Origin of the sequence: Nocardioides sp. NPDC101246 (genome assembly GCF_044767415.1) — a bacterium.
In the GTDB taxonomy this organism is placed as follows: Bacteria; Actinomycetota; Actinomycetes; order Propionibacteriales; family Nocardioidaceae; genus Nocardioides.
The window spans coordinates 1-22,009 of record NZ_JBIWNX010000013.1; the positions used below are offsets into that span (position 1 = coordinate 1).

At 70.8% G+C, this 22,009-nt stretch carries 20 protein-coding genes; 7 read left to right on the top strand and 13 right to left on the bottom strand.

The window, feature by feature from the left end:
* Nucleotides 1–456 (top strand): transposase (locus tag ACIRON_RS22245; RefSeq protein ID WP_402995561.1); only part of this gene is annotated, 456 nt, incomplete at its 5' end.
* Here the strand turns inward: ACIRON_RS22245 and ACIRON_RS22250 are convergent.
* Nucleotides 453–740 (bottom strand): XdhC family protein, encoded by a 288-nt coding sequence (locus ACIRON_RS22250; protein WP_402995563.1) that lies wholly within the window; start codon nucleotides 738–740, stop codon nucleotides 453–455. The two genes, ACIRON_RS22245 and ACIRON_RS22250, sit on opposite strands and share 4 nt — an antisense overlap.
* Nucleotides 741–811: 71 nt before the next feature.
* Between ACIRON_RS22250 and ACIRON_RS22255 the strand changes: the two genes are divergently transcribed.
* Nucleotides 812–1,270, top strand: a complete 459-nt coding sequence (locus ACIRON_RS22255) for a GNAT family N-acetyltransferase (RefSeq protein ID WP_402995565.1) — start codon at nucleotides 812–814, stop codon at nucleotides 1,268–1,270.
* Between the two features lie 9 nt (nucleotides 1,271–1,279).
* Here ACIRON_RS22255 and ACIRON_RS22260 read toward each other — a convergent pair whose 3' ends face one another.
* The 11 genes from ACIRON_RS22260 to ACIRON_RS22310 form a co-directional block, all read right to left on the bottom strand.
* A complete protein-coding gene (locus ACIRON_RS22260; RefSeq protein ID WP_402995567.1) occupies nucleotides 1,280–2,086 on the bottom strand; it encodes a hypothetical protein in 807 nt (268 codons plus the stop codon).
* Nucleotides 2,087–2,152: 66 nt separating this feature from the next.
* Nucleotides 2,153–3,274, bottom strand: a complete 1,122-nt coding sequence (locus ACIRON_RS22265) for an XdhC family protein (protein WP_402995569.1) — start codon at nucleotides 3,272–3,274, stop codon at nucleotides 2,153–2,155.
* Nucleotides 3,267–4,370, bottom strand: a complete 1,104-nt coding sequence (locus ACIRON_RS22270) for a VWA domain-containing protein (RefSeq protein WP_402995571.1) — start codon at nucleotides 4,368–4,370, stop codon at nucleotides 3,267–3,269. The genes ACIRON_RS22265 and ACIRON_RS22270 overlap by 8 nt, the downstream gene beginning before the upstream one ends.
* Entirely contained in the window at nucleotides 4,367–5,248 is an 882-nt protein-coding gene (locus tag ACIRON_RS22275) for an AAA family ATPase (RefSeq protein ID WP_402995573.1), read from the bottom strand. The genes ACIRON_RS22270 and ACIRON_RS22275 overlap by 4 nt, the downstream gene beginning before the upstream one ends.
* A 72-nt stretch (nucleotides 5,249–5,320) precedes the next feature.
* Nucleotides 5,321–5,851 carry an NTP transferase domain-containing protein gene (locus ACIRON_RS22280; protein ID WP_402995911.1) on the bottom strand — a complete coding sequence of 177 codons (531 nt, stop codon included), beginning with the start codon at nucleotides 5,849–5,851 and terminating at the stop codon, nucleotides 5,321–5,323.
* A 2-nt stretch (nucleotides 5,852–5,853) separates the two neighbouring features.
* A complete protein-coding gene (locus tag ACIRON_RS22285; protein WP_402995574.1) occupies nucleotides 5,854–6,360 on the bottom strand; it encodes a hypothetical protein in 507 nt (168 codons plus the stop codon).
* A 357-nt stretch (nucleotides 6,361–6,717) separates the two neighbouring features.
* The gene (locus tag ACIRON_RS22290) at nucleotides 6,718–7,749 is read right to left on the bottom strand and encodes an alpha/beta hydrolase family protein (RefSeq protein ID WP_402995576.1); all 1,032 of its coding nucleotides are present in this window, start codon (nucleotides 7,747–7,749) and stop codon (nucleotides 6,718–6,720) included.
* Nucleotides 7,750–7,951: 202 nt separating this feature from the next.
* Nucleotides 7,952–9,586, bottom strand: a complete 1,635-nt coding sequence (gene groL / locus ACIRON_RS22295) for a chaperonin GroEL (RefSeq protein ID WP_402995578.1) — start codon at nucleotides 9,584–9,586, stop codon at nucleotides 7,952–7,954.
* Between the two features lie 201 nt (nucleotides 9,587–9,787).
* Nucleotides 9,788–10,309, bottom strand: a complete 522-nt coding sequence (locus ACIRON_RS22300; RefSeq protein WP_402995580.1) for a GNAT family N-acetyltransferase — start codon at nucleotides 10,307–10,309, stop codon at nucleotides 9,788–9,790.
* A gap of 82 nt (nucleotides 10,310–10,391) precedes the next feature.
* Nucleotides 10,392–11,726, bottom strand: coding sequence for a M1 family metallopeptidase (locus tag ACIRON_RS22305; protein ID WP_402995582.1), 1,335 nt, complete (start codon nucleotides 11,724–11,726; stop codon nucleotides 10,392–10,394).
* 15 nt (nucleotides 11,727–11,741) lie between these two features.
* Complete coding sequence (locus tag ACIRON_RS22310; RefSeq protein WP_402995584.1) at nucleotides 11,742–15,596, bottom strand: Pls/PosA family non-ribosomal peptide synthetase; 3,855 nt, start codon at nucleotides 15,594–15,596, stop codon at nucleotides 11,742–11,744.
* 131 nt (nucleotides 15,597–15,727) lie between these two features.
* On the opposite strand from ACIRON_RS22310, the gene ACIRON_RS22315 reads away from it, so the two are divergent.
* The 5 genes from ACIRON_RS22315 to ACIRON_RS22335 all read left to right on the top strand — a co-directional run bounded on the left by ACIRON_RS22315 (nucleotide 15,728) and on the right by ACIRON_RS22335 (nucleotide 20,992).
* Complete coding sequence (locus ACIRON_RS22315; RefSeq protein WP_402995586.1) at nucleotides 15,728–16,090, top strand: YciI family protein; 363 nt, start codon at nucleotides 15,728–15,730, stop codon at nucleotides 16,088–16,090.
* 1 nt (nucleotide 16,091) lies between these two features.
* The gene (locus ACIRON_RS22320; RefSeq protein ID WP_402995588.1) at nucleotides 16,092–16,436 is read left to right on the top strand and encodes a YciI family protein; all 345 of its coding nucleotides are present in this window, start codon (nucleotides 16,092–16,094) and stop codon (nucleotides 16,434–16,436) included.
* A gap of 9 nt (nucleotides 16,437–16,445) precedes the next feature.
* Nucleotides 16,446–17,702 carry an RNA polymerase sigma factor gene (locus ACIRON_RS22325; protein ID WP_402995590.1) on the top strand — a complete coding sequence of 419 codons (1,257 nt, stop codon included), beginning with the start codon at nucleotides 16,446–16,448 and terminating at the stop codon, nucleotides 17,700–17,702.
* A 17-nt stretch (nucleotides 17,703–17,719) separates the two neighbouring features.
* Entirely contained in the window at nucleotides 17,720–19,288 is a 1,569-nt protein-coding gene (locus tag ACIRON_RS22330; RefSeq protein WP_402995592.1) for an AMP-binding protein, read from the top strand.
* Between the two features lie 75 nt (nucleotides 19,289–19,363).
* Nucleotides 19,364–20,992, top strand: coding sequence for an AMP-binding protein (locus tag ACIRON_RS22335; RefSeq protein WP_402995594.1), 1,629 nt, complete (start codon nucleotides 19,364–19,366; stop codon nucleotides 20,990–20,992).
* Nucleotides 20,993–21,010: 18 nt separating this feature from the next.
* Here the strand turns inward: ACIRON_RS22335 and ACIRON_RS22340 are convergent, their stop codons facing one another.
* On the bottom strand, nucleotides 21,011–21,904 hold the full coding sequence (locus tag ACIRON_RS22340; protein WP_402995596.1) for an SGNH/GDSL hydrolase family protein: 894 nt from the start codon (nucleotides 21,902–21,904) through the stop codon (nucleotides 21,011–21,013).
* Nucleotides 21,905–22,009 lie beyond the last annotated feature (105 nt).

The following is a 22,009-nucleotide window of genomic DNA, read 5'->3' on the forward strand; positions in this document are numbered from 1 at the left end:
GTGGTTCATCTGATCCGCAACAGCCTGCGCTATACCCAACGTCGAGACTGGAAGCAGGTCGCGGCCGAGCTCAAGGTCGTCTACACCAGTCCCACGCCGGAGGCGGCCGAGGTCGAGTTCGATGCGTTTGAGGAACGCTGGGGGATCAAGTACCCGGCCCTGATCCGACTGTGGCGCAACTCCTGGGACGAGTTCGTGCCGTTCCTCGACTACCAGCCCGAGGTCCGCAAGCTGATCTACACGACCAACGGCATCGAGTCCCTCAACGCCCGCTTCCGCGCCGCCGTCAGGCGCCGGGGCTCGTTCCCGGACATCGACGCGGCCATGAAGGTCCTCTTCCTCACCATCTACCACCGCGAGAAGAACCGCCCGAACCCGACCGGAAGGATCAACAACTGGACTACCATCCTGAACGAACTGACCGTGGCCTACGGCGACCGCCTAGGCCCTAACTAAGTCAGACCGAAGAACACAGTCGAGAAGACAGACCCGCCCGAGCCGCCCCAGCGGCCGGCGACGATCTCGGCGGCGATGGAGATGGCGGTCTCCTCCGGCGTACGGACACCGAGGTCGAGGCCGATGGGGCTGCTCAGGCGGGCGATCTCTTCCTCGGCGAGGCCGGCTTCGACCGGGCGGGCGAGGCGGTCGTCGTGGGTGCGGCGTGAGCCCATCGCGCCGGCGTAGGCGATGTCGGGGAGGCGGAGGGCGGCCTCGAGGAGGTAGCACCTGTGACGTGCCACACGATTCCCCCTGCGGTACCCGATCACGCCACGCCCCATCACGGCTCCCACGGCGCTGTCACAGTGGGTGCATGGACACGCGCACGGCCACGACCTGGGCCGACTTCGAGACCGCGGCCAGGCTGCAGGTCGACTTCAACACCGAGTACGCCTACCCCGCCCCACCCGCGGACGAGCTCGCCCGGCACCTGAGCCGGCTCGTCGAGAACGGCGAGACGACCGTGATGCTGATCGGGGACCCCGCGGTCGGCCACGGCATCACCCGCTTCCGGCTGCAGACCACGGCCGACGAGCTCGAGGCCTACCTCGCCGAGCTCTACATCGTGCCCGACCGCCGCGGGCAAGGCCTCGGCACCGTCCTGCTGCAGGCGATCATCGACGAGGCGAAGGCCCGCGGCGCGACGTACATGGATCTGGGTACCAGCGAGGACGACACCTCGGCTCGCGCACTGTACGAGAGGTTCGGCTTCGACAACCATGAGGGCCGCGGCTCCGGGCCGCGGGCGCTCTACTACGAGAAGGAGCTGTAGAGCTCCTGCTCAGCCCGGCGTGCCGACGGTCAGGTCGGAGCGCTTTCGGTGCGGTCCGTCGTACGACAGTCCGCGAGCGATCCCGTGGAGGAGCATCGCGAGGATCAGGATCCCGGCGCAGACCAGCGCCACGATCGCCACCGGTGTGCTCTGCGAGAGCTGGATCTGGCGGACACCGATCGCGACCAGCGCCCAGGCGCAGGGGATCAGCAGTTCGCGCAGGTTGCGCTTGAGCAGAAGCGTCAGCAGCGCGACGGTGAGCACCACGATCACCACGATCGCGGCCAGCGGGCTGACCCTCACATCCTTCGAGTCCAGGTAGGTCGCGATGTTGACGATGCTCGCCGCGGTCACCCATCCCGTGTAGAGCATCAGCGGCAGCCAGACCATGAGGAAGTCCTTGGTGGACGGCCGGGTCGTGCCCACCCCGAGGCGCCACAGCCCGGCATAGAGGCTTGCGGTGAAAGCCAGCAGAACGACGACGGAGAGGCCGACCCATTCCTTCACGAAGACGTAGGTCCACAGCCCGTTGCAGATGCTGGCGACGATGAAGAGCGGCCCGAGCAGCTGCGGGACCTGGTTGTCATCGCGCGGATCACGCAGGTCCCTCGCCTGGTAGACCGCGAAGACGATCAGCAGCAGATAGATGAGAGTCCAGATGGAGAACGCGTATCCAGCCGGGGTCAGGTAGGTCGCGTACTTGTCCGATATCTCACCGATCGGTGGCAGATCGAGAATCTGCGCACCGGTCAGGAAGTTGGCCACCAGGGCAAAGACGAGGGCCAGAACATTCCCGAGCTGCCATGTTCTCTTCACACTTCGACCGTAACAAGCCAGATCGTGGCTCGATCGCAGGTGCGCCGAGTGTCTGCTGTCCTCTGGCTAACGGTCCTCGTGGATCCGTCCGGTGGTGGTGGCCAGGCGCTCGCCTGAGCCGCCCCAGCGGCCGGCGACGATCTCGGCGGCGATGGAGATGGCGGTCTCCTCCGGCGTACGGGCTCCGAGGTCGAGGCCGATGGGGCTGCTCAGGCGAGCGATCTCGGCGTCGGTGAGGCCTGCTTCGCGTAGGCGGGCGAGGCGGTCGTCGTGGGTGCGGCGCGAGCCCATGGCGCCGACGTAGGCGACGTCGGGAAGTCGGAGGGCGACCTCGAGGAGAGGTACGTCGAACTTCGGGTCGTGGGTGAGGACGGCGATCACGGTGCGCTGGTCGATGCGGCCCGCCTCGACCTCGGCGCCCAGGTAGCGGTGGGGCCAATCGACGACGACCTCGTCGGCCGAGGGGAAGCGGGAGTTGGTGGCGAAGACCGGACGGGCGTCGCAGACGGTGACGTGATAGCCGAGGAACGCACCGACGCGAGCGACGGCGGCGGCGAAGTCGATCGCACCGAAGACGAGCATCCGGGGCTTGGGCGCGAAGGACCAGACGAAGACCCGCATGCCCTCGCCGCGGCGCTCGCCGTCGATCCCGTAGGACAGTGTCTGGTTGGTGCCGTGAGCCAGGAGCCCCAGCGCGTCGTCGTGGACGGCGTCGTCCATCCGGGCGCTGCCCAGCGACCCCTTGACCCCTTCGGGGCGGATGAGGACGCGGCGCCCGAGGATCTCGGGGTCCGGGTGCTCGATGACGGTCGCCAGGGCGACCGGGCTGCCGCTGCGTACGTCCTCGGCGAGCTCGCCGAGCTCGGGGAACGTCTCCTTCGACACCTTCTCGACGAAGACGTCGAGGATGCCGCCGCAGGTCAGCCCGACCGCGAACGCGTCGTCGTCGGAGAAGCCGTAGCGGTTGAGCTCCGGGGCACCGGTCGCCGCGACCTCGCGGGCGACCTCGTAGACCGCGCCCTCGACGCAGCCACCGGAGACCGAGCCGACCGCGGTCTCGTCGGGACCGACGAGCATCGAGGCGCCCGGCGGCCGGGGAGCCGACTGGAACGTCGCCACCACGGTGGCCACCGCCACGGTCTCGCCGGAGTCCCACCACTTCATCAGATCGTCGAGTACGTCACGCACGCGCGATCACCTCCACCAGATCCTCGTACGTCGCCAGGGAATGTCCGGCGACGAAGTCGTCCACGTGCGGCAGCACCGCGACGATGCCTCGCTGCAGTGGTTCATATCCAACTTTGCCACGGTGTGGGTTGACCCACACCACGCGGTGCGCGAGACGGTGCAGCCTCGCCGTCTGTTCCTCGAGGAGCGCGGTGTCGCCGCGCTCCCAGCCGTCGCTCGCGATGACCACCACCGCACCTCTGGCCAGACCCTGGTGTCGCCGCAGGAACGCCTGCAGGTCGTCACCGAGCCGGGTCCCGCCCGACCAGTCGGGCACCGTCTCGCCGGCCGCGACGAGCGCGCGGTCGGGGTCACGGTGGCGCAGCGCGCGGGTGACGTTGGTGAGCCTGGTCCCCATGGTGAACACCGCCCCGCTCCCGGTCGTCGAGCTCACCCGGTGGGCGACCCGCAGCAGCACATCGGCATAAGAGCTCATCGAGCCGGACACGTCGATCAGCCACACGACGCGGCGCGGCCGCTCACCACGCCTGCGGTAGTGGATGCCGGCCGGCTCGCCGAGGTGTCGCAGGCTGGCCCGCAGGGTGCGATGGGCATCGACGCGCCCTCGCCGCCACGGGTCCTGGCGTGGCGTACGTCGGCGCGGGGCTCGCGGACGGAGGCGAGCGATCAGCGCAGCGACCCGCTCCTGCTCGGCCGGGTCGAGGCCGGCGACGTCGCGGTGGCGCAGGGTCTCGAGGTCGCTGGCCCGCGCCCTGATGAGGTCGTCGGTCTCCTCGCCCTCTCCTTCGCCCTCCTGCGGCTCGGTCTCGGGCAGGGTCGAGGTGACCGAGACCGTACGCGGCGGCCCCTGCGGCCCCGGCAGCGTCGCGGACGACCCGAACCAGGCCTCGAAGACCTGGTCGTAGCGGCGCAGGTCGTCGGGGCCGGCGCACAGCGTGGCCCGTCCGGCGGTGTAGGTGGCGGTCGGGTCGCCGGCGCCGACGATCGCGGTCGCCTGCAGGAAGCCGTGGGCGCGATCCTGGGTCACCTGCACCCCGGCCGCCCTGAGCGCCCGGGTGAAGCCGAGCAGGATCTCGGGGCCTTCGTGTGCCGTCATGCCAGCAGCCGGTCCAGGGCGGCCCGGACGCGGTCGGCGTCCTCGCGATGCTTGACGAGCGCGCCGAGCGTCGCGGCCGCGGTCTCCAGGTCCATCTCGGCCACCCCGAGGTGGTGCAGAGCGCGGGCCCAGTCGAGGGTCTCGGCGACGCCCGGGGGCTTGAGCAACGCGTTCGCGCCCTCGGCGCCGCGCAGCTGCTGGACCACCGTGACCACCTGGCGGGCGAGCTCATCGGCTACCTCGGGGGCCCGGCTGCGTACGATCTCGATCTCGCGGGCCAGGCCCGGGTGGTCGATCCAGTGGTAGAGGCAGCGGCGCTTGAGGGCGTCGTGGAGCTCGCGGGTGCGGTTGGAGGTGAGGACGACGATCGGTGGGACCGTCGCCGCGACGGTCCCGAACTCCGGGATCGTCACCTGGTAGGTGGACAGCACCTCGAGCAGGAACGCCTCGAACTCGTCGTCGGCCCGGTCGACCTCGTCGACGAGCAGCACCGACGGGGCTTGGCGCAGCGCGGCCAGCACCGGGCGGGCGAGCAGGAACCGCTCGTCGTAGAGGGACTTCTCGGCCTCCTCCACCTCTCCCGCGCCACCGGCCGCCTCGAGGGCACGCAGGTGGAGGATCTGGCGGGCGAAGTCCCAGTCGTAGAGCGCCTGGGTGGCGTCGATCCCCTCGTAGCACTGCAGCCTCACCAGCGGCAGATCGAGTGCCTCGGCGACGGCCTCCGCGAGGGCGGTCTTCCCGGTCCCGGGCTCGCCTTCGAGCAGCAGCGGTCGCTGCATCCGCAGCGCGAGGAAGGTCACCGTCGCCAACTCCGGGTCGGCCAGGTATCCGGTCGCCGCCAGGCGGTCAGCGATCTCCCGGGGCGTCAGTGACTCCATGTCCTGAGCCTAGAACGCGAAGCGTTGGCTCAGGGTTGGACAACCTCGAAGGAGGGGGCGGACGAATGTCGTTCAGCGGCGGTCGACGTCGTTCCCGCCGGCCAGGTCGCCGCACTCCACCAGGCGTACGTCGTGGGACTTCAGGTAGCTCCGGGCGCCCTGGTCACCGACGGCTGTCTCGAGGACCCCCGCCCAGTGGTCGCGCCCGATCAGCACCGGATGGCCAGGAACCCCGGCGTACGCCGCTCGGGCGAGCCCGCCGGCCGAGCCGGCCGCGACCACCCGAGCCACCACATCGGCCCCGACGTCCGGCAGATCGACCAGATGGACCACGGCCACCTCGACGCCCGGCCCGAGAGCCGCCAGGCCGACCCGGAGCGAGGCCCCCATCCCGTCGTCCCAGTCATCGGCGACGACGACCCGCTGCCCCTCCGGGAGCCGCGCGCGGGCCTCCTCGGCGGCGGCCCCGAGCACGACGAGCACGTCCTCGCAGCCGCCCTCGCGCAGCACCTCGATCGACCGCACCAGCCAGTCGTCGACCAGCGCCTTGGGCATGCCCATCCGCCGCCCGGCGCCGGCGGCCAGGAGCAGGCCGGCGACCATCGTCACTTGAACGCGGCGGTGTAGAGCTTCTGCAGCTTCGCGGCCTTGACGTCGCTGTAGCCACAGCCGATGACCTTGGCATCGCCCTTGGCCGCGACCAGGTAGGTCTTGCCCTTCTCGAACTCGGGCATCGGGATCGTGGTCGGCGCGGGCAGGATGATCCGGACGGTGTCGGTGCCACCGACGCCGTCGGCGTACATCCATGTCTTCACCCGCAGCACGGCCTCGCTCTCGCTCACGCTCTCCGCGGTGCCCTCGAAGGCCAGCGCGGCGTTCTGGGAGAGCCACTTCGAGGTCGGCGGGATGCACCGGGCGGCGTCCGCCACGACGGTCAGCTCGGTCGCCCCCGCACCTTCCGCCGGAGCCGAAGACGACGGGACCGGCGCGGTCTCGGTGACCGTCGCGGTCGGCGAGGGAGGTGCGGCCTGCGGGTCCTCAGCAGAGTCGTCGGAGCTGAGGAGGCCGAAGGAGGCGACGATGGCGACGAGCACGACCGCGGCGGCGATCACGGCCGCTACCCAACGCCACGGTGACCGCGGCGGCCTGAGACCTGTTGTCGCTCGCTGGCGCTCGCTCATGCCAACATCATGCCTCATCACTGGGTGCCGTCCGTGGACCCCTCCGGCCCCCCGCACGTTGACACACGCAGGCGGGGCCCTGGCTTCGAAGAGCCCTGACCCCGCCCGCCGCTGCAGAACCTCACCCGGATATTCCCTTGGGCTTCAAAGCCCCCCAGATCCAGACGCTTCCCCGCAGTCGGCCACTGTGTGGAGCACCAATGTTGCGTTACCGAGCTGTTGTCGAGACAGTGTCGAAAGTCCCCAAAAGGATGGGGCCGCTGGGCCCGTCCTCATCGTCCGATCAGGTCATGCCAGATGACGATCGAGGAACCCGATGACCCGTCGGATCGAGAGGTCCCACTGGGGCCCGAAGGCGTGCTGCTCTCCGGGGTAGACCCACAGTCGCTGGCGTACGCCCGCGCCCTCCAGCAGGTCCCTGGTGGTGTAGGCCCACCTGATCGGGCAGGACTCGTCATTGGTCCCGTGATGCATCTGGAGCGGGACCGCGATGCGGTCGAAGTACGTCCGCGCCGACAGCCCGTCCCAGAACTCCGGCTCCGTCTCGGGGTCGCCGTACTGCCGGTAGAGCCGGGCCACCTCGTCGGGCCGCGACGGCACCGCCCACCGGTTGATGTTGTCGACGATGTCGGAGGAGACCGACGCGTACGTCACCCCGGCCCGCACCAGCCCCGGCTGAGCGACGAGCGCGTTCATCACCACTCCCCCGCCCATCGAGCGGCCGAGCAGCGCGGTGCGGTCGGGGTCGACGTACGGAAGCCTCTTCATCGCCTGGACGGCGTTGATGGTGTCGCGGGTGTAGCCGAGGCGGCTCTCGTCCTCCTCGGTTCCTTCCGGGATGGGAGACGAACCAGCGTGGCCGCGGTAGTCGGTGTGCAGGACGACGTAGCCCTCCCGCGCCAGCCGGTCCTGCTCGCGGCGCAGCCCCTGCCCGGTGACGTAGATGTCGGTGTCGATGTGGCCGTGCGCGAAGACGATCCCGGGGAACGGCCCTGCGCCCCGCGGCCGGAAGAGCACCCCGGTGATCGTCAGCCGGCCGCTCGGGTAGCTGACCTCGAAGCGCCGGTAGGCATCCGTGCTCCCCGACTCCCGCAGCACCTTCACCTCGCCGCCGGGGAAGTCCTCCCGCATCAGCTGCGGGAGAGAGACCTTGTCGGTCACCGGCGGCAGCGTCTCCGACGGGCTCGGGGAGGGTGTCGTTGGTGTCGGCGAGGTCGTCGGCGACGGGGTCCCGGACTGCGGCGCCGCAGCCGGCTCACCGCCGCATCCGGCGAGGAGCACGGCCGAAAGCACCAGCGCCGACGCCACCTTCGGGCCCATGTCGACGATCGTAGCCGGGTGGTCCTGGGGCGGCGCGCGGTTCCTTCGTCAAGGTATGCAGCCGAAGGGTCACCTCCCCTGCGGAGCTCCGCCAGGGAAGCGGTCCTTTCCCTGCATACCTTGACGAAGGAACATCCCCGCCGAAACGCAAGAGGGCCCCTCCCGAAGGAGGGACCCTCTTGGTGGAGCTAGCGGGACTCGCTCAGAAGCCCATGCCGCCCATGTCACCCATGCCACCGGTCGGGTCGCCACCAGCGGCGGCCTTCTCCGGCTTGTCGGCCACGACGGCCTCGGTGGTGAGGAACAGCGCGGCGATCGACGCGGCGTTCTGCAGCGCCGAGCGGGTCACCTTGGCCGGGTCGATGATGCCCGCGGCCAGCAGGTCGACGTACTCGCCCGTGGCGGCGTTGAGGCCGTGACCCTGCGGGAGGCCGGCGACCTTCTCCGCCACGACGCCGCCCTCGAGGCCGGCGTTGACGGCGATCTGCTTCAGCGGCGCCGAGATGGCGGCCTTGACGATCGAGGCACCGGTGGCCTCGTCGCCGTCGAGCTCGAGCTTCTCGAAGGCAGCAGCGGCGGCCTGGATCAGCGCGACACCACCGCCGGCGAGGATGCCCTCCTCGACAGCAGCCTTGGCGTTGCGGACGGCGTCCTCGATGCGGTGCTTGCGCTCCTTGAGCTCGACCTCGGTGGCCGCGCCGACCTTGATGACGGCCACGCCGCCGGCCAGCTTGGCGAGGCGCTCCTGGAGCTTCTCGCGGTCGTAGTCGGAGTCCGACTTCTCGATCTCGGCGCGGATCTGGTTGACCCGGCCCTCGATCTGACCCTGGTCGCCCGAACCCTCGACGATGGTGGTCTCGTCCTTGGTGATGACGACCTTGCGGGCCTGGCCGAGCAGCTCGATGCCGGCGGTCTCCAGGGAGAGGCCGACCTCCTCGGAGATGACCTGACCACCGGTGAGGATCGCGATGTCCTGCAGCATGGCCTTGCGGCGGTCACCGAAGCCCGGAGCCTTGACGGCGACGGACTTGAAGGTGCCCTTGATCTTGTTGACGACCAGCGTCGAGAGAGCCTCGCCGTCGACGTCCTCGGCCAGGATGACCAGCGGCTTGCCGGTCTGCATGACCTTCTCCAGGACCGGGATCAGGTCCTTGACGCTGGAGATCTTCGAGTTGACGATCAGGATGTACGGGTCGTCGAGGACGGTCTCCATACGCTCCGGGTCGGTCACGAAGTAGGCCGAGATGTAGCCCTTGTCGAAGCGCATACCCTCGGTCAGCTCGAGGTCGAGCCCGAAGGTGTTCGACTCCTCGACGGTGATGACGCCTTCCTTGCCGACCTTGTCCATCGCCTCGGCGATGATCTCGCCGACGGTGGTGTCAGCAGCGGAGATCGAGGCGGTAGCAGCGATCTGCTCCTTGGTCTCGATGTCCTTGGCCTGGGCGAGCAGCTGCTCGGAGACGGCGTCGACGGCCGCCTCGATGCCGCGCTTCAGGCCGGCCGGGTTGGCACCCGCGGCGACGTTGCGCAGGCCCTCGCGGACCAGCGCCTGGGCGAGAACGGTCGCGGTCGTCGTGCCGTCACCGGCGACGTCGTCGGTCTTCTTCGCGACCTCCTTGACCAGCTCGGCACCGATCTTCTCGTAGGGGTCCTCGAGCTCGATCTCCTTGGCGATGGAAACACCATCGTTGGTGATCGTGGGGGCACCCCACTTCTTCTCGAGCACGACGTTGCGGCCCTTGGGACCGAGGGTGACCTTGACGGCGTCGGCGAGGGTGTTGAGACCCTTCTCCAGACCCCGACGGGCCTCCTCGTTGAAAGCGATGAGCTTCGGCATTGCTCCTGCGATCCTTCACTTGGGAAGTTCGTTGGATCCGGTCCGATGGGCTGCCCGCGACGGACGACGTCACTCCCGGCAGAACCCTTCCCTGCCGCTCGCGACGCCTCAACGTCACCGGTCCGGTTGTTGTCACTCTCATGGTAAGAGTGCCAGCGTCATGTTTAGCACTCGACCCCCGAGAGTGCAAGAAAATCCGCTTCAGAGAGCCTTCGTGAGCTCGGCGAACTCGAGGTCGTCGCGCAGCGGAAGACCGAAGCGCTCGTCGCCGTAGGGGAACGGCTCGAAGCGTCCCGTACGCCCGAACCCCCGCCGCTCGTAGAACGCGATCAGGTCCTCGCGCTGGCGGATCACGGTCATCCGGATCTCCTCGGCGCCCCACTCGCGCGCGATCCGCTCGGCCTCGGCCATGACGGCCTTGCCGACGCCGGCTCCCTGGAGCCGCGGCGAGACGGAGAACATGCCGAAATAGACGTACGCCTCCCGCTTCTGCAGCTGGCAGCAGGCGACGATCTCACCGGTGCGTTCGACCACCAGGAGCCGGGAGCCCGGTGCGGTGATCACCTCGCGTACGCCCTCGGGGTCGGTGCGCTGGCCGGCGAGCAGGTCGGCCTCGGTGGTCCAGCCGGCCCTCGAGGCGTCGCCGCGGTAGGCCGACTCGATCAGCCCCACCAGGGCGTCAACGTCGGTGAAGGTGGCATCACGAAAGGTCAGCTCGAGCACGCGGTCGAGGATAGCCAGGCGCCGCGTCTGCAGGGCCGCACTTTCCCGCCATGGCGGGAAAGTGGCGCCGACCCTCACCGCGTCAGGCAGGCAGGTCCGGCAGCGCGGGGCGCCGAAGCCAGGCGTCGAAGAGCGTGGTGAGGTCACGGCCGCTGACCTCGGCAGCAAGCGCCTCGAAGTCGGCGGTGGTGACAGATCCGCCGCTGTGCCGGGCCACCCAGGTGCGCAGGATCTCGAAGAAGGCCTCGTCGCCGACGGTGCGCCGCAGCGCGTGCAGGGTGAGCGCTCCGCGCTTGTAGACGCGGTCGTCGAACATGTCCGCGGGACCGGGGTCGACGAGGACCAGATCCTGCGCCAGGGCGGAGAGCCGGCGGTGGTGGTGACGGGCGTGCTCGCCGCACGAGCGACCCCCGGAGGCGTCGGACCACAACCATTCGCTGTAACAGGCGAAACCCTCGTGGAGCCAGATGTCGCGCCACTCGCTCAGGGTCACCGCGTTGCCGAACCACTGGTGGGCGAGCTCATGGGCCACGAGGCGTACGTCCGACCACTCGCCGGTGAGGTGGTTGCGTCCGAAGGTCGACAGCGACTGCGACTCGAGGGGGATCTCGAGCTCGTCGTCGGTGACCACCACGGAGTAGGAGTCGAACGGGTAGGGGCCGAAGACGGAGGTGAAGTACGCCATCATCTCCCGCTGGCGCCCGAAGGACGCCTCGAACCCGGCGGTGGCGTCGACCGGGTACGCGGCCCGGATCGGCACCCGGCCGCCCGGCCCTTCGGTCGGCGCGATGTCGACGACCCGGTAGCGCCCGATCTGCACCGTGGCGAGGTAGGTCGCCATCGGCTCGGCCTGCCAGTAGCGCCAGGTCTCCCCGCTGCCGCGGCGTACGCGGGAGGTCAGCTCGCCGTTGGAGACGACCGCATAGCCGGGCGCGGTGGTCACGCTGATCGCGTAGCGGGCCTTGTCGGAAGGGCGGTCGTTGCACGGGAACCAGGTCGGCGCACCATGCGGCTGACCTGCGACGATGACACCGTCGTCGAGCTCCTCCCAGCCGGCGTCGCCGTGGTGGGAGAGCACCACCGGGCGGGGCTTGCCGGAGTATCGGACCGTGACCACGAACTCCTCGCCGGCCGCGATCCGCGAGCGGAGGTTCAGCACCAGGCGGTGGTCGTGGTGGGACCACTTGGCCGGCGGGCGGCCGTCGATCGCGACCTTCTGCACCCGCAGGTCGGAGAGGTCGAGGACGACGCGGCTGAGGTCGTCGACGGCGACCGCGCGGATCGTCGCCGTCCCCGCGAGCCGGTTGCCGACCAGGTCGTAGGTGAGCTCGAGGTCGTAGTGGGTCGCGCTCCACGACGGGTCCCCGTGTCCCGGGAGGTAGGGGTCGGCTGTGGGGAGCTTCGGCACGGCGGTCATGGTAGAGGCATCCGCTCAGCCGGCCTGGTCCCAGGGACCGATCGGGTTGCCGATCCACAGGGTCTTGTCCGGCAGGCTCTCCCCGCGCATCACCAGCGAGACCGGTCCGACGACCGCATGCCTGCCGATCGCCGCGGCGGGCAGGATGACCGAGTTGGGCCCGAGCGTGGCGCCGCGGCGGAGGACGACCTCGTCGAGGGCCAGGACGCGGTCGTGGAACAGGTGGGTCTGCACGACCGTACCGGCGTTGACCGTGGCGCCGTCGCCGAGCTCGACGAGGTCGGTCTCGGGGAGCCAGTGGGTCTCGATCCACACACCGCGGCCGATCCTCGCGCCGAGCGCGCGGAACCAGAGGTTGAGCACCGGGGTGCCGGAGACGGCGCCGGTGAACCAGGGCGCGGCGAGCACCTCGACGAAGGTGTCTGCCAGCTCGTTGGCCCACACGAACCAGCTCCACAGCGGGTGCGAGCCGGCCCGGATGCGGCCCACGAGCAGCCATTTCGCCGCCACCGTGATGCCGGCGGCGACCGCTCCAGCGGCCGCGAGCACCGGCCCGGTGACCAGGAGCGCGACGAGGAGGTCGGTCGCCTCCCAGATCCTGACGAGCACATAGGCCACCCCGGCGTAGAGCAGCACCGCGAGCGTCTGCGGCACCAGCCGGGCCACCTCGACGAGCGCCCGGGCGATCTTGAGCCCGGCCGGCGGGTCGTAGGTGCGCCCCGAGTCGGTCTCGCCGGCCGCCCGGCGCAGCGGCGCCGGCGGCGAACCGAGCCAGCTCTCTCCCTTCTGCGCGCGCTTGCGCCGCGGGGCCGCGCTGAGCACGGCGACCAGGGACGCCTTCGGCACCTTGCGGCCGGGCGCCGCCATGCCGGAGTTGCCGACGAAGGCCCGCTTGCCGATCTTCACCCGCTCGACCCGCAGCCAGCCTCCACCGAGCTCGTAGCCGCCGATCAGGGTGTCGTCGGCCAGGAAGCTCTGGTCGTTGACCTGCGTCAGGCCGGGGATCATCAGCACGGTCGAGGCCTCGACGTGCTTGCCGATCTTGGCGCCGAGCGCCCGCAGCCACAGCGGCGTCAGCGTCGAGGAGTAGAGCGGGAAGAGCCAGGTGCGGGCCTCGTCGAGCACCTGCATCGTCGACCAGACCGCGACACCGGCAAGGCTGCGTACGGGATGTACGCCGGGGCTGATCGCCAGACCGGCGAGCCGCACCATCGCCCAGATCAGCACGGCCAGGGTGACGAAGCCGGCCGCCACCGCGACCGGGCTCCAGGCGAGCAGCGCCCCGATGTCGGTGTAGGAGTCCGGAACACCGGCGAGAGCGACACCGACGACGGTCCCGACGCCGATGGCGACCGCGGGAAGAAGGGCGAGGACGGCGGCCGCGATGCCGTAGAGGAGCATCCAGACCCGGGCCCGGGCCTGGGGTGGCTGCCACGGCCCGCGCGCCTCCCGGGCCGCACGGACAGCCGGCGAACCCGACCAGAACTCGCCCGCCGGCACCTGACCGAAGACCGCCGATCCGGGACCGACCTCGGCATCGTCGCCCACCGTCGCGCCGGGCAGCAGCGTCGACCGCGCCCCGACCCGGGCCCGTTCGCCCACCTCGACCTCACCGAGATGGAGCACGTCGCCCTCGATCCAGTGACCCGAGAGGTCGACCTCCTGCTCGATCGAGCAGCCCTTGCCGAGGGTGAGCATCCCGGTGACCGGCGGGAGGCTGTGCAGGTCGACGTTCCTGCCCATCCGCACGCCGAGCAGCCGGGCGTACCAGAGCATCCACGGTGCCCCGGCGAGACCGTGGGCGCCGAGCTCGTCGACGGCGTGCGTCGCCAGCCAGAGCCGGAGATGGACCTTGCCGCCGCGGGGGTGCTCCCCCGGACGTACGCCGTGCAGGATGAGCCGCGCCGCGCCCGCGGCGAGCAGCATCCGGCCGGGCGGGGTCAGGAAGGCCAGGACGGCTGGTACGAGGACCCACCAGCTGAGCGAGGGCAGCCAGGGCGCCCACGGCTGGGCGAGCGTCGTCCCGAGCGCGATCCAGGTCAGCCAGCGCGGTGCCGCGAGGCAGCGCAGCAGGATCGTCGCGACCACCTGAGCGATCTGGGTCTTGAGGCGTACGGCCGGCACCTCGCGCTCGGAGAGCGCGGCAGAGCTGCCCATCTCGTCGATGTAGCCGGCCAGCGCGCCGAGCTTCGGCCGGTCGTAGATGTCGCCGAGCGCGACCTCCGGGAAGCGCTCGCGGATCAGGCTGACCATCTGGGCCGCGGTCAGGCTGCCGCCACCGAGGTCGAAGAAGTCGGCCGCCGGCCCGGTGACCTCGGCGCCGAGGACGTCGTTCCACAGCCCGGCCAGCCAGGCCTCGGTGTCGCTGAGCCCCTCCCCCGAACCCGCTGCCGAGGCGAGCGGCCACGGCAGTGCGTCGCGGTCGACCTTCCCGCTCGTACGCGTCGGGAGACTGTCGACCACGGCCAGCCGCGGCACCAGCGCGGCCGGCATGTCGGCCCGGAGCCGAGCGACGGAGGTGGCCTGGTCGAAGGCGTCGTCGACGGTGACGTAGCCGACCAGGAGGCTGTTGCCCGCCGCGCTCCTCCGCACGGCGGCGGCCGCCCCGACGACACCGGGAAGCTGCAGCAGGGCACTGTCGATCTCGCCCAGCTCGATGCGCCGGCCACCGAGCTTGATCTGGTCGTCGGCGCGACCGCCGAAGAGCAGCCCGGCGGGGTCGTTGACGACCAGGTCGCCCGACCGGTAGGCCCGCGACCAGCCGAGGGTGGCCATCGGGGCGTACTTCTCGGCGTCCTTGGCCGCATCCAGATAGCGGGCCAGGCCGACGCCGCCGATGATCAGCTCGCCGGTCTCGCCCTCGGGGACCGGCTCCCCCGTCGCAGGGTCGACGACGGCGAGGTCCCAGCCGTCGAGCGGGAGACCGATCCGGACCGGTCCCTCGGCGGTCAAGCGGGCACCGCAGGCCACCACCGTCGCCTCGGTCGGACCGTAGGTGTTCCACACCTCCCGCTCGGAGGTGACCAGGCGGGCGGCGAGCTCGGGCGGGATCGCCTCGCCTCCGGTGATCAGCAGCCGGACCCGCTCGAGCGAGGACGGCGGCCACAGCGCGACGAGCGTGGGCACCGTCGAGACGATGGTGATCTGGTTGGCGACCAGCCACGGGCCGACGTCGACCCCCGACCGCACCAGCGCTCGTGGGGCCGGGACCAGGCAGGCGCCGTAGCGCCACGCCAGCCAGATCTCCTCACAGCTCGCGTCGAAGGCCACCGAGAGACCCGCCATCACCCGGTCACCGACCCCGATCGGGGCGTCCTGGAGGAAGAGGCGCGACTCGGCGTCGACGAACGCCGCGGCGTTGCGGTGGGTGACCGCGACACCCTTCGGGGTGCCGGTCGACCCGGAGGTGAAGATCACCCAGGCGTCGTCGTCGGTCGCCGGCTCCTCCGGCTCGCGCGCCTCGCCGGTCTCGCCGAGCCCGACCGTCGGAGTCAGTGTGACCCGCAGGTCGTTGGTCACGATCGCGGCGACCTGCGCCTCGCCGAAGACCAGCCGGGCCCGCTCCTCGGGGTCGTCGGCGTCGACCGGCACGTAGGCAGCGCCCGCGCAGAGGATCCCGAGGATCGCGACGTAGAGGTCGGTGGTGCCGCTCGCGATCCGCAGCCCGACCTTGTCCCCCGGCCCGATCCCGGCGGCGTTGAGCTCGGCGGCCAGCCCGTCGGCGGCCTCCTCGAGCTCGGCGTACGTCAGCAGCCCGTTGCCCGCGTCGACGGCCGGATCGTCGGGCACCTGGGCCGCGGTCTCCCGGAAGATGTCGACGAGCGTCCGGGGCTCCGGCGCAAGATCGCCGCGCAGCAGAGGGGCAGTCACATGCGGAGCCTTCCGGGAAGAGTTGAACGCACGACGTACATCATCGTTCCTTCTCGGTGTCGATTTGGTCTTGTCCCGCCCGTCATCCCCGGTGACAGACTCACACCGAGGCACACGAAGGGATCAAGACAATGACCAGATACATGGTGCTGCTGCCGACGAACGAGGCCTTCTGGGCCGAGTCGACGCCGGAGGAGAAGGCCGCCGGTTACGAGGTGCACGGCAAGTTCGCCAAGCTACTCGCCGAGCGTGGCCACAAGGTCACCGGGGGCGCCGAGCTCCACCACTCCAGCAAGGCCAAGACGCTCCGCAAGGAGGGCGACGGGGTGGTGATCACCGACGGCCCGTACGCCGAGACCGTCGAGCACGTGACCGGCTTCTACACGATCGAGACCGACGACGTCGACGACATGCTCGAGTGCTGCAAGGTGCTCGCCGAGCTGGAGACGGCGCTCGAGGTCCGCGAGATCGTCGAGCACGAAGGGATGGCGTGAGGTGACCCGCTACTACCTGCTCATCCCCAACGTGGAGGCCGAGTGGCAGGCGAAGACGCAGGCCGAGAAGGACGCCGTCTTCGCCACGCACGAGAAGTTCGCCGCTCTGCTCGAAGAACGCGGGCACACCAACCTGAAGGGGTACGGCGCGGCGCTCGCCGATCCGGCGACGGCCGTGACCGTGCGCGGGTCCGGGGTGACCGACGGGCCGTACACCGAGGCGGCCGAGCACCTGGCCGGGCTCTACGTCGTGGAGTCCGAGGACCGCGACGATCTGGTCGAGTGCTGCCGGCTGCTCGCCACGGCGGAGTCGGCGATCGAGATCCGCCCGGCCGAGCTGGACTGACGACCGACGATGCTGGAGACGTTGCTGCGCGAGGAGTGGGGTCGGCTGCTTGCCCTGCTCGTCGCGCAGTTCCGTCGGCTCGACCTGGCCGAGGACGGTCTGGCCGACGCCTTCGAGGCCGCCGCCCGGCGATGGCCGGTCGACGGCGAGCCGGACAACGGGCCCGCCTGGCTGCTGACGACCGCACGCAGGCGGATCGTGGACCGGATGCGCTCCGAGGAGGTGCTGGCCCGCAAGATGCCCCTGCTCGTGGTAGACGCCGGCCTCACGCACGAGGCGCAGCAGGTGATGGCCACGGTGCCGGCCGGCGCCGGGGGCGAGGCGGTCACCGACGAGCGGCTCCGGCTGGTGCTGCTCTGCGCCCACCCGACGCTGTCTCGGGAGGCGGCCGCGGCCCTCACCCTCCGGCTGGTCCTCGGCGTCTCCACCGAGGACATCGGGCGGCTGTTCCTGCAGTCGAAGGCGACGATGGCGGCGCGGCTGACCCGGGCGCGGAAGCGGCTCGCGGGCGCCTCCTTCGAGGTGCCTACGGACCTCGCCGACCTGCGGGACCGAGTCGGCATCGTCGCGGAGGTCGCCTATCTCGCCTTCACGGCGGGTTACGCCCCCGGCACCGGCCCCGATGTCGTACGCAGCGATCTGGCCGGCGAGGCGATCCGGCTGGTCCGGGTCCTGCGGACGGTGCTCCCGGCGCCGGACCCGGAGGTCGACGCCCTCCTCGCCCTGATGCTGTTGCAGCACTCCCGCCGCGATGCGCGGATCGGACCGGACGGCGCCCTCGTCCTGCTTCCCGACCAGGACCGCACCCGCTGGCGCACCGACGAGATCGCCGAGGCCCTCTCGATCCTCACCCCGCTCGCCCACGCCGCACCGGCGCCCTACCTCCTCCAAGCCCTGATCGCCGCGGAGCACGCCGTCGCGCCCACCTCCGAGACGACCGCCTGGGACCGCATCGTCGAGCGCTACGACGAGCTGCTCGCGCTCCGCGACACTCCGGTCGTACGTCTCAACCGCGCCGTCGCGGTCGCCGAGGCCTCCGGCACTGAGGCCGGGCTGAAGGCGCTCGACTCGGTCGCCCTGCCGGGACACCGGCTGCCTGCCGTACGGGCGCAGCTGCTGGAGCGGTCGGGGCGTCACCTCGAGGCGATCGACGCCTACGCGGAGGCCATCGCTCTCTGCGCGCACGGACCGGAGCGAGCCGATCTCGGCCGACGACGGGACGCCCTGGAAGTTTTGAGCCAATCGCTAGACGAGAACACGTTCTAGTTGCGACACTCGGTGATGTGACCCCGATCACTCTCCCTGACATCCTCGAGGCGATGGCCGACGCCATCCCCGACCGCACCGCCGTGTTCACCATGGAACACGCCTACAGCTTCGCCGAGGTCGACGAGCGCGCGACCAGGCTGGCCAACCACCTCCTCGGGCAGGGCATCAAGCCCGGCGACCACGTCGCCGTCCACTCCCGCAACCGGATCGAGTGGGTCGACGCCTTCTACGGGTGCATGAAGGCACGGGCGGTCCCGATCAACATCAACCACAAGTACCTCCACGACGAGCTCGACCACCTCTACCGCAGCTCCGACGTGGTCGCCGCGATCATCGGACCGGAGCACGTCGAGGCGGTCGCCGCGCTCGGCCTGGGCATCCCCACGCTGGTGCTGGGCGAGGAGTACGACGCCGCGGTCGCCGCCGCGTCGAAGGAGCGGCCCGACATCGAGCGCAGCCCCGACGACCGCTACGTGATCTTCACCGGCGGCACCACCGGGATGCCGAAGGGCGTCGTGTGGCGCCAGGAGGACATCATCCGGGCCGCGATGAACGCGAGCCGGTTCGGGGCGCCGTTCGACACCGTCGAGCAGCTCGCCCAGGAGGCGGCGGCACAGGAGACACCGATGGTGCTGCTGGCGTGCGGCCCGATGATGCACGGCGGCAGCCAGTGGATCATGGGCAACGGCCATGTCGGCGGCTGCACGGTCGCGCTCTTCACAGAGCCGACCTGGTCACCCGAGAGCATCCTGGACCTCGTCCAGGCGGCCGGGGTCAACTCGCTCACCTTCCTCGGCGACGCGATGGGGCGCCCGGTGGCCGAGGCGATCCTGCGCGAGCCCGAGCGCTGGGACCTGAGCAGCCTGTTCGCGGTCTCCAACGGCGCCGCCCCGCTCTCCGCGGGGGTTCGCACCCAGCTCCGGGAGGCACTGCCGGGCCGCTACATCCTCGACTCCTACGGCGCCTCGGAGTCCGGAGCGACCGGCATGCAGGTCGACGAGGGCAACGAGGGCGCGCAGGCCGCGCCGAAGTTCCAGGTCGGGATCGACGTACAGGTCTTCGACACCGACCTGTCGCCGTGCGCCCCGGGCGAGACCGGGATGCTCGCGCGCACCGGGTCGATCCCGCTGGGCTACTACAATGACCCGGCCAAGACCGCGGCGACGTTCAAGGAGATCGACGGGCAGCGCTGGTCGATCCCCGGCGACTTCGCGCGGCGCGAGGAGGACGGCTCGATCACCGTCCTGGGCCGCGGCTCGGGCTGCATCAACACCGGCGGCGAGAAGGTCTTCCCCGAGGAGGTCGAGGCGGTCCTGCTGCGTCACGCCGACGTCTTCGACACCGCGGTCGTCGGCACCCCGCACGAGCGCTGGGGCCAGCAGGTGACCGCTCTCGTGCAGCTCCGCGAGGGCGCCACGACCTCGGACGACGCGCTGCGGGAGCACTGCCGCAGCCTCATCTCCGCCTACAAGGTGCCCAAGGACATCCTGCTCGTGGAGCGAGTCCCTCGCACGCCCGTGAGCAAGGTGGACTATCGTGCGAGCGCTACGGTCGCTGCCGAGCTGCTCGAGGCGCGTAGGTGACGACCGGCTGATCCGACGTACGGTTCGGTTGCCGTACGGCCCTACCCCTGGAAAGCCTACGTCTCTGTGTCCGCCGTGATCCCCCTCACACTGCCCGACATCCTGGAGGCGATGGCCGATGCGATCCCTGATCGCACGGCTGTCGTCACCACCGACCGCGCCTACTCCTACGCCGAGATCGACGAGCGTGCCACGCGCCTGGCCAACCACCTGCTGAGCGTCGGCCTCGAGCCTGGTGCCCAGGTCGCCGTCCACGCGACCAACCGGATCGAGTGGGTCGACGCGCTCTACGGATGCCTCAAGGCCCGCACGATCCCGGTCAACATCAACCACGCCTACCGGCGCGACGAGCTCGCCCGGACGTACGCCGCCACCGACTGCGTCGCGGCCATCGTCTCCCCCGAGTTCACCGACGACCTCGACGAGCTCGACCTGAAGCTGGACCACCGGGTCGTCCTCGGCCCCGACTACGACGCCAAGGTCGCCGCGGCGTCCAAGGAGCGGCCGACCGTCGGACGTACGCCCGGTGACTGGCACATCATCTTCACCACCGGCACCACGGGCACCCCGAAGGGTGCGGTCTGGCGCCAGGAGGACCTGATCTGGGCCGCGCTGAACACGGTCCGCCGCAACGCGCCGATCCCGTCGGTCGAGGGCCTCGCCGCCGAGGCGGCCGCTCGCGACTCGGGTGTCGTCCTGCTCGCCGGCGGTCCGCTGCTGCACGGGCAGAGCCAGCTACTGCTCCTGCGGGCGCTGGTCGCCGGTGGCACCGCGGTGCTCGACACCTCGCCCACCTTCTCCGCCGAGGCGTTCCTCGACCTCGCCGAGCAGGCCGGCGCGACCGCGATCACGCTGCTGGGCGACGCCCAGGCGCGGCCGGTCGCGGCGGCGCGGCTGGTCGGCAAGAAACGCTGGCCGCTGCGCTCGCTCGCCGGTGTCTCCAACACCGCGGCGCCGCTCTCCGAGAACGTCCTCGGGGTCCTGCGCAACGCGTTCGCCCGCCGGGTCATCGTCGACTCCTACGGCACGCTGGAGACCGGCGTCACCGGCTCCCGCGCCGACGACGGCTCCCCGCTCGCGCCCGGCGAGGCACGGTTCATGGTCGGCCCGGAGGTGGAGGTCTTCAACCCCGACCTCACCCCGGCGGCTCCCGGCGTCGAGGGCCTGCTGGCCCGCTCCGGCCCCTCGGCCCTCGGCTACTACAAGGACAACGCCCGCTCGGCCACCGCGATCAAGCTGATCGACAACCGGCGCTGGACCTTCCCCGGCGACCTCGCCCGTCGCGAGCACGACGGCTCGATCACACTGCTCGGCAGGGCCGCCACGCTCGTACGCACCGGTGACCTCGAGATCCACCCCGAGACCATCGAGGGCGTGCTCCTCGCCCACGGCGACGTCGTCGACGCCGCAGTCTTCGGCATGCCTCACCCGCGCTGGGGCCAGCAGGTAGCGGCGCTGGTGCAGCTGGCTCCGTCGTCGGCGACGACCGCCGCCGACCTGCGCAAGCACTCCCGCGACCTACTCGGGGAGTCGCACGAGCCCAAGCTCGTCCTGCTCGTCGACGCGGTGCCGCGTACGCCTGCGGGGACCGTCGACTACCGCGCCGCCACCGGCCTCACCGCCGACATGCTCAGCACCGGCGGGCTCGGTAGTGGCGGGAGGGGCCCGGACGAGGACGACGCCGAGGCCGAGACCGGCGCGTAGGCCGCACCGAGGGGCGCCTCAGCTCTCGCTGGGGCGCCCCTCGGTGACGTCCACGGCCTCGGGCAGGTGGTGGCCGAACGGGACCCGCTCGACCTGCCCCAGCGCGGCGAGGACGGAGGGCAGCATCGCCTTCGCGGTGCGCTTGTAGCCCATCGCGCTGGGATGGAAGTGGTCGATCGCGAACATCTCGTCGGGGTTCGTGATGAAGAACGGGCCGACGACCTCGGAGAGCGAGACGACGTGGGCGCCCTTGGCCAGCGCGGTCTCCCGCTGCCCGTCTGCCAGCTGCTTGGCGATCCTGCGCCCGAGCGAGCGCAGCGGCTGCGGCAGCGGTCGGACCGCACCGACGTCGGGGCAGGTCCCGACCACCACCTCGGCGCCGCGTTCCCGCAGGGCGTCGATGACCTCTCCCAGCACCCGGGTGGAATCCTTCTGCGGTACCCGGTGGGTGACGTCGTTGCCGCCGACGATGACCACCGCGACGTCGGGTCGGTAGGTCTCAGGCAGCGACTCGAGCTGGGCGGGAACCATCGAGGTCTCCGCCCCGACCACCGCGGCCGTACGCAGCCGCACCGGCCGCTGCAGGGCCTTCGCCGTTCCCTTGGCCAGCCGTGCGCCGAGGGTGCCACCCCTGGTCTCCGCACCGAGTCCGGCGGCGATCGAGTCGCCGAGGACGAGGAGCTCCACCGGCGTACCGCTGTAGGTCTTCTTGTAGACCTTGTCGGCGTAGATCGCCTCCTCGCCGAGCGGCTTGCCGATCACGTCGCGCGCGTGCGCCGCCTGTCTCTTCAGCAACGTCACGAACCCGGCACCTGCGGCTGCCCCCACCACACCGACTGCGCCGGCGACTCCCGCGGTGGCGGCGACCATGCCGAGCCACCTGGCCTCTTCACTCGTCTTCGCGCTGCTCACATTCCTTATCTGTAGCGCACGTAGGTGAACGCGGGGTTCCTTCATCACGGTATGCAGGTCAAGGGCCACATCTCCTGCGGAGCTCCGCAGGGGATGTGAGCCTTC

Bases quoted from the DNA above. Each gene is read 5' to 3' on its own strand.
- ACIRON_RS22270 (WP_402995571.1), bottom strand. From the start codon at position 4,370: ATGACGGCACACGAAGGCCCCGAGATCCTGCTCGGCTTCACCCGGGCG.
- ACIRON_RS22280 (WP_402995911.1), bottom strand. From the start codon at position 5,851: ATGGTCGCCGGCCTGCTCCTGGCCGCCGGCGCCGGGCGGCGGATGGGC.
- ACIRON_RS22315 (WP_402995586.1), top strand. From the start codon at position 15,728: ATGACCAGATACATGGTGCTGCTGCCGACGAACGAGGCCTTCTGGGCC.
- ACIRON_RS22275 (WP_402995573.1), bottom strand. From the start codon at position 5,248: ATGGAGTCACTGACGCCCCGGGAGATCGCTGACCGCCTGGCGGCGACC.
- groL (WP_402995578.1), bottom strand. From the start codon at position 9,586: ATGCCGAAGCTCATCGCTTTCAACGAGGAGGCCCGTCGGGGTCTGGAG.
- ACIRON_RS22255 (WP_402995565.1), top strand. From the start codon at position 812: ATGGACACGCGCACGGCCACGACCTGGGCCGACTTCGAGACCGCGGCC.
- ACIRON_RS22305 (WP_402995582.1), bottom strand. From the start codon at position 11,726: ATGACCGCCGTGCCGAAGCTCCCCACAGCCGACCCCTACCTCCCGGGA.
- ACIRON_RS22325 (WP_402995590.1), top strand. From the start codon at position 16,446: ATGCTGGAGACGTTGCTGCGCGAGGAGTGGGGTCGGCTGCTTGCCCTG.
- ACIRON_RS22290 (WP_402995576.1), bottom strand. From the start codon at position 7,749: ATGGGCCCGAAGGTGGCGTCGGCGCTGGTGCTTTCGGCCGTGCTCCTC.